Annotated in this window: 10 protein-coding genes; 5 read left to right on the top strand and 5 right to left on the bottom strand. The window is 73.0% G+C overall.

The features are described from left to right. Positions 1-2: 2 nt before the first annotated feature. From BX266_RS12220 to BX266_RS12205, 4 genes are all read right to left on the bottom strand, one after another. Positions 3-1,193 carry an acyl-CoA dehydrogenase family protein gene (locus BX266_RS12220; protein WP_099899297.1) on the bottom strand — a complete coding sequence of 397 codons (1,191 nt, stop codon included), beginning with the start codon at positions 1,191-1,193 and terminating at the stop codon, positions 3-5. Positions 1,194-1,252: 59 nt separating this feature from the next. Continuing rightward, on the bottom strand, positions 1,253-2,275 hold the full coding sequence (locus BX266_RS12215; RefSeq protein WP_259464664.1) for a hydroxymethylglutaryl-CoA lyase: 1,023 nt from the start codon (positions 2,273-2,275) through the stop codon (positions 1,253-1,255). Next, positions 2,272-4,440, bottom strand: coding sequence for a biotin carboxylase N-terminal domain-containing protein (locus tag BX266_RS12210; protein ID WP_099899295.1), 2,169 nt, complete (start codon positions 4,438-4,440; stop codon positions 2,272-2,274). Before BX266_RS12210 ends, BX266_RS12215 begins: the two co-directional genes overlap by 4 nt. 105 nt (positions 4,441-4,545) lie before the next feature. After that, positions 4,546-6,252 carry a carboxyl transferase domain-containing protein gene (locus BX266_RS12205; RefSeq protein ID WP_259464663.1) on the bottom strand — a complete coding sequence of 569 codons (1,707 nt, stop codon included), beginning with the start codon at positions 6,250-6,252 and terminating at the stop codon, positions 4,546-4,548. A 130-nt stretch (positions 6,253-6,382) separates the two neighbouring features. Between BX266_RS12205 and BX266_RS12200 the strand changes: the two genes are divergently transcribed. Then, a complete protein-coding gene (locus BX266_RS12200; protein ID WP_099907738.1) occupies positions 6,383-7,066 on the top strand; it encodes a TetR/AcrR family transcriptional regulator in 684 nt (227 codons plus the stop codon). A gap of 199 nt (positions 7,067-7,265) precedes the next feature. After that, positions 7,266-10,988 (top strand): ABC transporter ATP-binding protein, encoded by a 3,723-nt coding sequence (locus BX266_RS12195; protein ID WP_099899293.1) that lies wholly within the window; start codon positions 7,266-7,268, stop codon positions 10,986-10,988. Between the two features lie 181 nt (positions 10,989-11,169). Here the strand turns inward: BX266_RS12195 and BX266_RS12190 are convergent, their stop codons facing one another. Continuing rightward, positions 11,170-12,069: an ATP-grasp domain-containing protein gene (locus BX266_RS12190; protein WP_099899291.1), complete on the bottom strand. Its 900-nt coding sequence runs from the start codon at positions 12,067-12,069 to the stop codon at positions 11,170-11,172. A 116-nt stretch (positions 12,070-12,185) separates the two neighbouring features. Here BX266_RS12190 and BX266_RS12185 point away from each other — a divergent pair, with 116 nt between their 5' ends. From BX266_RS12185 to BX266_RS12180, 3 genes are all read left to right on the top strand, one after another. Beyond that, complete coding sequence (locus BX266_RS12185; RefSeq protein ID WP_099899289.1) at positions 12,186-12,725, top strand: NUDIX hydrolase; 540 nt, start codon at positions 12,186-12,188, stop codon at positions 12,723-12,725. 171 nt (positions 12,726-12,896) lie between these two features. Beyond that, positions 12,897-13,019, top strand: coding sequence for a hypothetical protein (locus BX266_RS39910; RefSeq protein ID WP_259464662.1), 123 nt, complete (start codon positions 12,897-12,899; stop codon positions 13,017-13,019). Between the two features lie 3 nt (positions 13,020-13,022). Beyond that, complete coding sequence (locus BX266_RS12180) at positions 13,023-13,313, top strand: hypothetical protein (RefSeq protein WP_120314368.1); 291 nt, start codon at positions 13,023-13,025, stop codon at positions 13,311-13,313. Positions 13,314-13,527 lie beyond the last annotated feature (214 nt).

Below are 13,527 nucleotides of genomic sequence, written 5' to 3'. Positions count from 1 at the left end.
GCTCAGGAGGTCATGCCGAGCTCTCGCGCGATGAGCATCCGCTGGACCTCCGAGGTGCCCTCGCCGATCTCCAGGATCTTGCAGTCACGCCAGAACCGGGCGACGGGGTACTCGTTCATGAAGCCGTAGCCGCCGTGGATCTGGGTCGCTTCGCGTGCGCTGTCGACCGCAGCCTCGGAGGCGTACAGCTTGGCAATGGCTGCCTCCTTCTTGAAGGGCTCGGAGTGCAGCAGCCGGGAGGCGGCGTCCCGCCAGGCCAGGCGGGAGGTGTGTGCGCGCATCTCCATGTCGGCGAGCTTGAACTGGATGACCTGATTGGCGCCGATCGGCCGACCGAAGGCTCGGCGGGTGGCGGCGTACGAGAGCGACTGGTCGACGCACCCCTGGGCCAGGCCGGTGGCCAGGGCCGCGATGGCGATGCGGCCCTCGTCGAGGATGCGCAGGAACTGGGCGTAGCCGCGGCCTCGGGGTCCGACCAGGTTGGCCGCGGGAACTCGGCAGTCGGTGAAGGACAGCTCGCGGGTGTCGGAGGCGTTCCACCCGACCTTCGAGTACTTCTTCGAAACCTGGAACCCGGGAGTCCCAGTGGGAACGATGATGGAGGAGATTTCCCTGGTGGGCGAGTGATTTGAGGCGCCATCACTCGAATGTGTGAGCGGTTCGGTCAATGCGGTGACGGTCACCAGCCCGGTGATCTCGGTGCCCGAGTTGGTGATGAAGCACTTGCTGCCGTTGATCACCCACTCGTCGGTGGCCTCGTCGTAGCGCGCGGTGGTCCGGGTCGCCCCGGCGTCCGTGCCGCCCTCGGGCTCGGTCAGGCCGAAGGCGCCGAGCATCTCGCCGGACGTGAGCTTCGGCAGCCACTCCCGCTTCTGCTCCTCGGTGCCGAACCGGTAGATCGGCATCGACCCGAGCGAAACGGCGGCCTCCAGGGTGATCGCCACCGAGGAGTCGACCCGGGCCAGCTCCTCCAGGGCGAGGCAGAGCGCGAAGTAGTCGCCGCCCATGCCGCCGTACTCCTCGGGGAACGGCAGCCCGAACAGGCCCATCCGCCCCATTTCCCGGACGATGTCGTACGGGAATTCGTTCTGCTCGTAGTATTCGCCGATCTTCGGCGCAACCACGTCGTTGGCGAACTCCTCGACGGTGCGGCGGAGTTCCTCGTACTCACTGCTCAGGCGGTGGTCGAGCACGGCTGATCCTCCCGGGATCGCGGCCTGGTGGGCCTGGTGGGATTGGGGGATTCGGAGGGTCAGGACGTCGGCCCGAGCAGGGCGCGAACGGTCCTCGACGGGCTGGGGCGACCGAGGTGACGGGCCATCCAGCCGCTGGTTCGGGCGAGCGCGGCGAGGTCGACGCCGGTCTCGATGCCCAGGCCGTGCAGCATCCAGACCAGGTCCTCGGTGGCGAGGTTGCCGGTCGCGCTCTTGGCGTACGGGCAGCCGCCGAGGCCGCCGGCCGAGGCGTCCACCACGGTCACCCCGGCGCGCAGCGCGGCCAGGGTGTTGGCGAGCGCCTGGCCGTAGGTGTCGTGGAAGTGCACCGCGAGCCGTTCGATCGGGACGCCGGAACGAGTGAACTCGTCGAGCAGCGCCTTGACGTGGCCGGGGGTGGCGACGCCGATGGTGTCGCCCAGGCTCAGCTCGGCGCACCCCATCTCCAGCAGCGTCAGGCCGTGGCGGACCACCTGTTCGACCGGGACCCGGCCCTCCCAGGGGTCGCCGAAGCACATCGAGAGGTAGCCGCGCACCGGGACCCCGGCGTCCGCGGCCCGCTCGACCACCGGGCGGAACATCGCCATCGCCTCGTCCGCCGAGCGGTTGAGGTTGCGTCGGGCGAAGGTCTCGGTGGCGCTGGCGAACACCGCGACCTCGCCGGCGTGGTGCGCGAGCGCCCGGTCCATGCCCCGCTCGTTGGGCACCAGCACGGGCAGCCGCAGGCCCGGGTACCGCTCGGCCAGGCCGACCAGACGGGGCATCAGCTGCTCGGCGTCGGCGAGCTGCGGCACCCACTTGGGGTGGACGAAGCTGGTCGCCTCGACCGTGCGCAGCCCGGCGGCGGCGAGCCGCTGGATGAACTCCGCCTTGACCTCGACGGGCACCAGGGCGCTCTCGTTCTGCAGTCCGTCGCGGGCGCCGACCTCGTGGATCCGGACCCGGGCGGGCAGCTCGGGGTCGCGCACCGGCTGCGGCAGACCGAGGTCCAGCACCGTCGGCCCGGCGGCGGCCTGCTCGGAGCCGGTCCGCGCGGCGGCGGTCTCGCCGGCGGGGCTCATCGGGTCGCCTCCGGGGCCGCGGGCTCTTCGGCTTCGGGGGTGACCGCCACCAGGGGCTCGTCCATGGCGACGGTCGCGCCGGCGGCGACCCGCAGTTCGTCCACGGTGCCGTCGTGCGGGGCGGCGATGACGTGCTCCATCTTCATGGCCTCCAGGACCAGCAGCGCCTGCCCGCGGCGGACCTGCTCGCCGAGTTCGACCTTGACCACCGTGACGGTGCCCGGCATCGGCGCGGTGAGCGTGCCGTGGTGGGCGGTACCGGCCGCGGCGCGGGCAGCGACTGCATCGAACGGGTGAACGGCCCAGGCGTCCCCGTCGACGCCGAGCCAGTGCGTCACGCCGTCCGGGGTGCGCTCCGCGGCGACCGTGAAAGCGGCCTGCAGGCCGTCAACCGCAAGGCGCAGCAGGTCTCCCTCGCGGGTCGCGCGAGCCCGCCGGACCGGACCGTCGTCCAGTCGCACCTCCCATTCGGGGGTGGCGGCGGCGGAAAAACCGATAGCGCTCTCGATTTCACCATTGGTAATCATTCGGCAGCGAACGGTGACCGGCTCGCGGCCGGCCATCCGGAGCCGGTGCGTGGTCCAGGCGGCCGCGCCGCCCAGTCGCCAGCCGGAAGGGAGGGAGAACGGATCGGTCCAGCCGTCGGAGGCGTCGGCCCGGCCGAGTTCGAGCTGCCGCAGCAGTGCGGCGGCGAAGTGGAGCAGGTCGATCGATTCGGTGCGGGTGTACGGGGAGCTCAGCAAGGAGGGGTCCTGCTGGGCGCTGCGCTCCACCAGTCCGGTGTCGAGCCGACCTGCCGTCACCTCGGGCTGCGCCAGCAGCCGGCGCAGGTAGCCGGTGTTGGTGGTGACGCCCAGGATGCGGGTCTCGGCGAGCGCGGCCCGCAGCCGACGGATCGCGGTCGGGCGGTCGGGCCCGTACGCGATCACCTTGGCGAGCATCGGGTCGTACAGGCTGCCGACCCGGTCGCCGGGTGCGATTCCGGAGTCCACCCGGATGCCCTCCCCGGAGGGCTCGTCCAGCAGCAGTACCTCGCCGCCGGTGGGCAGGAAGTCCCGTTCCGGGTCCTCGGCGCAGATCCGGGCCTCGATCGCGTGGCCCAGGAAGGAGATGTCCGACTGTGTGAACGTCAACGCCTCGCCCGCGGCGACGCGCAGCTGCCACTCGACCAGGTCGAGCCGCCGCTGGCCTTCGGGGCCGTCCACCGAGACGGCCAGTTCGGTGACGGGGTGCTCCACCTGGAGCCGGGTGTTCATCTCCATGAAGAAGAAGTCGAGGACGTCGTCCGCGTCGCGCCCCGCGGGCTCCCCGCCGGGGACGATGAACTCGACCGTTCCCGCGCCGGTGTAGCCGCAGGCCTCGGCGGCGCGCACGGCGGCCGCGCCCATGGCGGCTCGGGTCCGAGGGTTCAACAGGACGGAAGGAGCCTCTTCGATGAGCTTCTGATGGCGGCGCTGCAGACTGCACTCGCGCTCGCCGAGGTGGACGGTCCGGCCGTGGGTGTCGGCCAGGACCTGCACCTCGATGTGGCGCGGTTGGTCGACCCAGCGCTCCAGCAGCAGGGTGTCGTCGCCGAACGCGGTGCGGGCCACCCGGCGGGCGGCGGCGAGCTCGGCGGGCAGCTCGGCCGGGTTGCGGACCAGCCGCATGCCCTTGCCGCCGCCGCCGGCCGAGGGCTTGAGTAGCACCGGGTAGCCGATCCGGGTCGCCGCCTCGATCAGCTGCTCGTCGCTGGGGGAGCCGTCCTCGCTGCCGGGAACGACCGGCACCCCGGCGGCCCGGACGGCCTCCTTGGCGTTGATCTTGTCGCCCATCAGCTCCACCGCAGCCGGCGGCGGGCCGATGAAGACCAGCCCGGCCTGCGTGCAGGCCTCGGCGAACGCGGAGTTCTCGGCGAGGAACCCGTAGCCGGGGTGGACGGCCTGCGCGCCGGTCCGGCGGGCCGCGTCCAGGATCAGGTCGGCGCGCAGGTAGGTCTCGGCGGCCGAGCTGTCGCTCCGGTCGGCGGGGCCCAACCGGACGGCCAGGTCGGCGGCCAGGACGTGCGGGGCATCGGCGTCCGCGTCGCTGTGCACGGCGACCGAACGCACGCCCAGCCGCCGAAGGGTGCGGATGACCCGCAGCGCGATCTCGCCGCGATTGGCGACGAGCACGGTGTCGAACATGGAGGTGTGCCTCCGTCACGAGGGGAACGGTGAGCGAGTTGACGATGCTTCAGGAACGGTGACCGCGGCGGTCGCTGCCGACGGCGGCCGGTGTCCGGCGGGTCGTCACATGCGGAACACGCCGAACGGGCGCGGGTCGGGGAGCGGGGCGTTGGCACAGGCGGTGAGCGCCAGGCCCAGTGCGGTGCGGGTCTGCAGGGGGTCGATCACGCCGTCGTCCCAGAGCCGGGCGGTGGCGTAGTAGGCGTTGCCCTGCCGCTCGTACTGCTCGCGGACCGGGCGCTTGAACTCGTCCTCCGCCTCGGCCGACCAGTCCTGCCCCTGGGCCTCGAACTGGTCGCGGCGGACGGTGGCCAGCACCGATGCCGCCTGCTCCCCGCCCATCACGGAGATCTTCGCGTTCGGCCACATCCACAGAAAGCGGGGCGAGTAGGCCCGCCCGCACATCGAGTAGTTGCCGGCGCCGTACGAGCCGCCGATCACCACCGTCAGCTTGGGCACCCGGGTGCAGGCCACGGCGGTCACCATCTTGGCGCCGTGCTTGGCGATGCCCCCGGCCTCGTACTGGCGGCCGACCATGAAGCCGGTGATGTTCTGCAGGAAGAGGAGGGGGATGCCCCGCTGGTCGCACAGTTCGATGAAGTGCGCGCCCTTGAGCGCGGACTCGGCGAACAGGACGCCGTTGTTGGCGACGATCCCGACCGGGTGCCCGTGGATGCGGGCGAAGCCGGTCACCAGGGTGGTGCCGTACTCGGCCTTGAACTCCGCGAACCGGCTGCCGTCCACCAGCCGGGCGATCACCTCCCGCACGTCGTAGGGGGTGCGCGGGTCCACCGGGACGACGCCGTACAGCCCGGCCGGGTCCACCGCCGGAGGCTCCACCGGGGCGAGCGGCCACGGCCGCGCCGCCCGCGGGCCGAGCCCGGCCACGATGGTGCGGACGATGGACAGCGCGTGGGCGTCGTCCTCCGCCAAGTGGTCGGTCACGCCCGAGGTGCGGGAGTGCAGGTCGCCGCCGCCGAGCTCCTCGGCGGTCACCACCTCGCCGGTGGCGGCCTTCACCAGCGGCGGGCCGCCCAGGAAGATGGTGCCCTGGTTGCGGACGATCACCGCCTCGTCGCTCATCGCCGGAACGTACGCGCCGCCGGCGGTGCAGGAGCCGAGCACCGCCGCGATCTGCGGGATCCCGGCGGCTGACAGGCGTGCCTGGTTGTAGAAGATCCGGCCGAAGTGGTCGCGGTCCGGGAACACCTCGTCCTGCATGGGCAGGAACGCGCCGCCCGAGTCCACCAGGTAGATGCAGGGCAGCCGGTTCTCCAGGGCCACCTCCTGCGCGCGGAGGTGCTTCTTCACCGTCATCGGGTAGTAGGTGCCGCCCTTGACGGTGGCGTCGTTCGCCACCACCAGGACCTCGCGCCCGGCGACCCGGCCGATCCCGGCGATCACGCCGGCGGCGGGGGCGGCCCCGTCGTACAGGCCGTCGGCGGCGAGCGGGGCCAGCTCCAGGAACGGCGAGCCGGGGTCCAGCAGGGTGTCCACCCGGTCCCGGGGCAGCAGTTTGCCGCGGGCGGTGTGCTTGGCGCGCGCCTTCTCGCCGCCGCCGAGCGCCGCGGCCGCGAGCTTGCCGCGCAGTTCGGCGACCAGCTCCCGGTGGGCCTGGGCGTTGGCGAGCCCGGTCGGCGAGGCCGGGTCGACCGCGCTCTCCAGCCGCGGCGCCGGGGCGTCGGCGGCGGTGAACAGCGGGGAGGGCGGTACGGGGTGCTGCGCGGAGGCAGGAGACCACGACGAGGTCTGTGCCGAAGAGAGGACCATCCCAAGAGCTCCCTTGCCCTCGGATTCGGATCGGGGCAGGCCGAAGGGCGAGCCGGCCAGCCCGTGTTAATGAGCGTTAACTCCTTGGTCAGGTTAACCAGCGATAACCCGACTGTCTACGATGGGCAGCATGCCCAACCGTCCCGCCGCCCCCGCGCTCCCACGCCGTGACCAGATCCGGAAGGAGGCCGCGCGGCTGTTCGCCGCCCGCGGTTTCCTGGGGGTGGGCGTCGACGAGATCGGCAGGGCGGTCGGCATCAGCGGCCCCGGTCTGTACCGCCACTTCGCCGGCAAGGACGCGATGCTCGCCGACCTCCTGGTCGGCATCAGCGAGCGGCTGATGGACGAGGGCCGCCGCCGCCTCGGCGAGGCCGCGGGCCCGCGGGCCGCGCTGGACTCCCTGATCGACGGCCACATCGACTTCGCGCTCGACGACCGGGACCTGATCATCCTGCACGACCGCGAGCTGCTCCACCTCAAGGAGGAGGACCGCCGCCGGGTGCGCCGGCTGCAGCGCGGCTACGTCGAACTCTGGGTCGGCGTGGTGCGCGAGGCGTTCCCGCCGCTGGCCGTCGCCGACGCCGAGCCGGTCGCCCGCGCCGCCGTCCACGCCGTCTTCGGCCTGCTCAACTCCACCCCGCACAGCGCCGCACCCCAGGTCGCCCAGGCCGACCCGGCCGCGGATCGCCCCGACCGGGCCGCCGAGCGCGCCGACCGGGCCGGCCTGGCCCGCGACAGCATGGCGGGACTGCTGCGCGCCCTGGCCCAGGGGGCGTTCGTCGCCGCCGCGGCGGAGGTCGCGGGGCCGAAGTGACCTGCGGGGGTGGAGCCGGCTGCACCCCCGCCTAGGACGATCGGCCGATCCGGATGCAGCCGACTGCCCGAGGCGCACGACCGCGTGACCTGGGCACCCTGTAGACGGGAAGGAAGCTCGGCCCGAGGTCGTTCAGCTTCCCATGCGCCCCTCGAATCCGATGGACGCTCAACCGGCCGAATGGTTAGCATCACTAAATATGCGCGAGACTCATGGTTTCCCAGAGCAGAGCTGGCTCCGCCGGCTCGGCGGCTACTGCTGGCGTTACCGCCGCAACCTGCTGCTGTCCTTCGGCGCGTCGCTCGTCGGCATGGCGATCACCGCGGTCGTTCCGCTCATCACCAAGCTGATCATCGATGACGTGATCACCGCGCACAGCCGTCCGCTCACCCCGTGGGCGGTGCTGCTGCTGGTCGCGGCCGCAGCGGTGTTCCTCTGCACCCAGGTCAGGCGCTACTTCGGCGGCCAGCTCGCGCTGGACGTCCAGCACGACCTGCGGGCCGACCTGTTCCGCTCGCTGACCAGGCTCGACGGGCACCGGCAGGACCGGCTGGACACCGGGCAGGTGGTCGGCCGGGCCACCTCCGACCTGCAGTTGATCAACGGCCTGCTGTCGATGCTGCCGATGATGACGGGCTACGCCCTCATGTTCGGCATGTCGCTGGTGGTCATGCTCTGGCTGTCCCTGCCGCTGACGCTGATCGCCCTGGTGATGGCGCCGGCGCTGTGGTGGCTGGCCGGCCGCAGCCGCAAGCGCCTGTTCCCCGCCACCTGGGCCGCCCAGCAGCAGGCCGCCGAGGTCGCGGGCGTGGTCGACGCAGCGATCGGCGGGGTCCGGGTGGTCAAGGGCTTCGGCCAGGAGGCCCAGGAGCGCGGCAAGCTGGAGCGCGTCTCGCGCGGGCTGTTCGCCGCCCGGCTGCGGTCGATCAAGCTGAACGCCCGCTACACCCCGGCGATGCAGGCCGTCCCCGCGCTCGGGCAGGTCGCGGTGCTGGCCGTCGGCGGTTGGCTGGCCGTCCGCGGCGACGTCACGCTCGGCACCTTCGTCGCGTTCTCCACGTACCTGGCGCAGATGACCGGCCCGGTGCGGATGCTCGCCATGGTGATCACCGTCGGGCAGCAGGCCCGCGCCGGTGTGGAACGGGTCATGCAGCTCATCGACCAGCGCCCGCTGGTCGACCAGGCCCCGGACGCCCGTCCGCTCGACCCGGACGCGGCGCCGCCCGGCACCGCCGCACTGGAGCTCGACCGGGTCGACTTCCACTACCGCGCGGAGGAGCACCCCGAGCCCGGCAGCGTCCCCGACGGCGTTCCGGTGCTGGAGGGCCTCAGCCTGCGGCTGGCAGCGGGGGAGACCCTCGCACTGGTCGGCGCGTCGGGCTCCGGCAAGTCGACGGTGGCCCAACTGGTGCCCCGGTTCTACGACCCCACCGCCGGCTCGATCCGGCTGTTCGGGCAGGACGTCCGCGGGGTCACGCTCGACTCGATCCGCGCCACCATCGGCATCGTGCCCGAGGAGAGCTTCCTGTTCTCGGAGAGCGTCCGCACCAACATCGCGTACGGCCACCCCGAGGCCACCGAGGAGCAGATCCAGGCGGCCGCGCGGATCGCCCAGGCCGATGGCTTCATCCGGGAGCTCCCCGAGGGCTACGACACCAAGGTCGGCGAGCAGGGCCTCACCCTCTCCGGCGGCCAGCGCCAGCGCATCGCGCTCGCCCGCGCCGTCCTCACCGACCCGCGCATCCTGCTGCTCGACGACGCGACCTCCGCGGTCGACCCGCAGATCGAGGCGGAGATCCACGACGCGCTGGCCAGCGTGATGGCCGGCCGCACCACGCTGCTGATCGCCCACCGCCGTTCCACCCTGCAACTCGCGGACCGCATCGCGGTGCTGGAGGCCGGCCGCCTGATCGACCTGGGCACCCACGAGGAGCTCACGGCCCGATGTCCGCGCTACCGGTCCCTGATCACCGACCCGGACGCGTTGGCCGCCCCCGCCGCACGCAGCGCGGCAGCGCCGGACGAGACCGCGGAGTCCGCCGAGACCGCAGCCGCCGCCCCGGCCGCCGCGAAGTCGGGCGCCGACTCCGAACTGCTCGCCAAGGTCGCCGCCCTGCCGCCCGCGACGGACACCCCCGAGATCCCGGTGGAGCAGGCCGAAGCGGCCGACCCCAAGTTCAACCTGGCCCGGCTGCTCGCCCCGTTCCGCCGCCCGCTGGCCCTCGCGCTGCTGCTGGTCGCGCTGGACACCGCCGCCGGCCTGACCCTGCCGGTCCTGATCCGGCACGGCATCGACGACGGCGTCAGCAAGGCCGCCATCGGCGGTGTCGCCGTCGCCGCGCTGCTGGCCCTGGTCGTCGTCCTGCTCGACTGGCTGGTGCAGGCCACCGAGAGCCGGGTCTCGGGGCGCACCGGCGAGCGCGTTCTCTACACCCTGCGGCTGAAGATCTTCGCGCACCTGAACCGCCTCGGCCTCGACTACTACGAGCGCGAGCTGACCGGCCGGATCATGACCCGGATGACCACGGACGTGGACTCGATCTCCTCGTTCCTGCAGACCGGCGTGGTCACCGCCGTGGTCAGCCTGTTCACCTTCGTCGGCATCTTCGTCGCGCTCATCGTGATCGACGCCGGCCTCGCCCTGGTGGTCTTCGCGGTGCTGCCGCCGCTGATCATCGCCACCCTGGTGTTCCGCAAGAAGTCCGCCCAGCAGTACCAGGTCTCCCGGGACCTGATCAGCACGGTCAACGCGGACCTGCAGGAGAACGTCGCGGGCATGCGGATCGTCCAGGCCTTCCGCCGGCAGGACGCGAACACCGAGCGCTTCGTCGAGCGGGGCCTGGCCTACCGGCACGCCCGGGTCAGGGCGCAGCTGTACATCTCGCTGTACTTCCCGTTCGTGCAGTTCCTCTCCAGCGTCGCCTCCGCCCTGGTGCTGATCGCCGGCGCCACCCGGGTCGACGACGGCACCCTCACCATCGGTGCGCTGGTCGCCTACCTGCTCTACATCGACCTGTTCTTCGCCCCGGTCAACCAGCTCTCGCAGATCTTCGACGGCTACCAGCAGGCCGCCGTCAGCCTCGACCGGATCCGCGAACTGATGCGCACCCCCACCAGCACGCCCCGGGCCGAACACCCCGTCCCGGTCGGCACGCTGCGCGGCGAGATCGACTTCGAGAACGTCAGCTTCGCGTACAACGGCGGCGGGGCGGGCAACCCCGAGGTGCTCTCCGGCGTCGACCTGCACATCCCGGCCGGCCAGACGGTCGCGCTGGTCGGCGAGACCGGCGCCGGCAAGTCGACGCTGGTCAAGCTGGTCGCCCGGTTCTACGACGCCACCGGCGGCACCCTCACGGTGGACGGCACCGACCTCACCGCCTACGACCTGGACGGGTACCGGCACCGGCTGGGCGTCGTCCCGCAGGAGGCGTACCTCTTCGCGGGGACGGTCCGGGACGCCATCGCCTACGGCCGTCCCGACGCGAGCGACGCCGAGGTGGAGGCCGCCGCCAAGGCGGTCGGCGCCCACGAGATGATCACCGGCCTGAGCGGCGGCTACCGCCACCAGGTCGCGCCCCGCGGCCGGAACCTCTCCGCCGGCCAGCGCCAGCTCATCGCCCTGGCCCGCGCCGAACTGGTCGACCCCGACATCCTGCTGCTCGACGAGGCCACCGCCGCACTCGACCTCGCCACCGAAGCAGCCGTCAACCACGCAGCCGACCGGCTCAGCGGCGGCCGCACCACCCTGGTCATCGCCCACCGGCTCACCACCGCCGAACGGGCCGACCGGATCATCGTCCTCGACCACGGCCGCATCGTGGAGGACGGCACCCACGCCGAACTGCTCGACCGGGACGGCGCGTACGCCAAGCTGTGGAGCGCCTTCGTGGCGGAGGGCCACCCGGCGCCGGTGCTCGGCTGAGCGGACGGGCCGTCACGGCCGTCGCCGGCTACCCGGGGACGGGCGCGGTGCTGGCCGCCGTGCGGGCCCTCGCCGCCGTGCCGCGGCCCGCGGCCACGGCGGTCCGCATTCCCGCCCGGCGCCGGTCCTCCCGGCCCGGGCGATCGGGCCCCCGACCGGCGCCCCGGTCCGTCCGCCCGGACTACGCGTCCAGCAGCGCCCGGAACAGCGGCTCGACGTCCACCCCGGACGGCAGCTCGCTGACCTGACCGTCCCCGACCTCCACCACCCGCCACTCTCCGTCCGCGCTGCTCAGCCGATCGCCCCCGGCCCGGCGGGCCAGATCGGTGGTGACGAACCGGCACCCCAACTGCCGGACCAGCGGGCGGACGGCGGACAGCTCGGGGCTCACCCGGCTCGCCGGGCAGTCCGGGTGCGGGCCGACCAGCACCGGCTCGCCGTCGAGCCACCAGACCCGCGCCTCCTCCGTCCGACCGTCCGCGGCCCGCACGAACGGCTCGAAGCGGCGCAGCACCAAGCCGCCCGCCAGGAAGTCGCCCTGCAACTCGGCGAAGCGGCTGACCACCCGCTCCAACGCGTCGAGGTCCGCCAGGTCGGGCACGTAGCAGGCTTCCGCCCACTCGTGCTTGCGGGACTTGACGTAGTCCTTCACCACGGCGGCGCCCCGCCCGCCGAGCTGCTCGGCGGCCGCGGCCAGCGCGGCGCGGTCCCACTCGGTGCCGGGCAGCCAGGTACTGGCCGGGGTGAGCGGCTCGAAGGTCCGGTACCAGCCGGGCAGTTCGTGCGCGGTCGCGTACTCGACCGGCCCGGTGCGCAGCGAGCAGCCGCGGTCGGCCAGCGTTTCGGCGAGCGCCGCGTACCGAGCGACCGGGATCATCCACCCCCGGTACCAGAGCGGGCCCGATCCCGGCGGGACACGTCCGACGGCGGTCTCGACGTCCCCCGCCAGCAGGGCGTCGTGGTCGAGCAGGACGTGGCTGCCGCCCGCCGCCCGGATCAGCCCGGCCTCCCAGGCGAAGTGCGGGTCCACCCGGCGGGCGAACAGCGGGTCGGACGGAAGGATGACAGCCGGATCGATCATGCGGCTCAGATTAGATCCACCGATCGGTGGAGACCCCGGGATTCCCTTGGGCCGCCCCGTCGTTCCGCCCGAAAACCCGATCGACACCCCTTCGCGGGCTCTGTCAGGGTGATCGCGTGCGATGGATCACAGGACGTCAGAAACCCCGAACCGAACGGCAACCCCGTCGAGCGGCGCGCACGGTGGTGCTCTCGCCGGAGGGCGACGCCTTCCTGCTCCGGTCGGACAACTCCGAGGTCGGCGTGCACTGGACGGCGCCGGGCGGCGGCCTGGAGCCGGGAGAGTCCCCGATCGAAGGAGCACTCCGCGAGCTGCACGAAGAGACCGGCTGGACCGACCTCCGGCCGGGCGCACTCATCTGCACCTGGGAGCACGACTTCACCTGGCACGGCACGCCGGTCCGCCAGCACGAGCACATCTTCCTGACCCACGGCCGGCGACGGGAGCCGGGCGACGTGGCGGCGATGCACCGCGCCGACGGAATCCTCGGCTGGCGCTGGTGGACACCCGCCGACCTGGCCGCGCCGGACGCCGATCCGGTCTGGCCGCCCAACCTGTCCACGCTGCTCGCAGAGCTCCGCGCCGCGGGACCGGCAGCCATCGACCCGGTCCACCTCGGCTACGTGCCCAACTCCAGCCCGGGAGGCCGGATCTGACAGCAAACAGCAAACAGCAAACAGCGAACCGGAACCCGACCCGCCCGCCCGTGCGGCGCGGTCGAACCGACTCAGCGGACCTGGCGCCGACCCCTCCGACGCCCCCGAGCCGCTGGTACCTCGGCCCGCCAGTCGCGCAACCCGAGCTCCCGGTCGTGCACCGCTTCCGGATTGATCACCACCGACAGCTGCGCGGAACGCAACTCCTCCGGGCTCAACCCGGTCGAACGCTGCAACTGCTCGGTCGGGACCGACACCGCGATGGCCGGCCGCCACTCCGGCAGCACCACCTGACAGGTGCCCGAACCGAAGCGGAGCAGTCGCACCGACACCCGGCGGTCCGACCCCCGCCCACCCTGGCCGGTGCTCTCCGCCAACCCGGGCGACCCGCCGATCAGCACCCCCATCGGCGCGCCCGCCGGACCGATCGGCCCGCGCCCCACCCCGGCCTCCACCACCTCGACCGCACCCGCGCGCTCCGCGGCGGCGTCGTCCCGCCCCGGCGTCGACGCCGACGGCCCGGGCGGCAACGCCCGCACCTGGCTCAGCCGCCGCGAGGGCGCCGGCCGCCGCTGCGGCCGGACCTGACCCGGCACCACAACGGCACCCCAGACCCCCGACGACCACTCGACCACCCCGGGAGCGCCCGTCCCGAGAACCTGCCCCTGCCCCGCCCCTGATCGTGGCCCCGGTCCGCCGGCCGCGCAGCCGGGTGGCTCTGCTCCATGCCCTGCCCGCCCCGCCCGCGCTGCTCCCCGCGCCCGTCCGCGCCCGTCTCCGCCGTACAGCGGTCGGCGTCCGC

It is taken from the genome of Streptomyces sp. TLI_171, from assembly GCF_003610255.1.
Classification (GTDB): Bacteria; Actinomycetota; Actinomycetes; order Streptomycetales; family Streptomycetaceae; genus Kitasatospora.
Note: the sequence above shows the minus strand (reverse complement) of the source record. Positions and strands in the feature narration are given on the sequence as shown.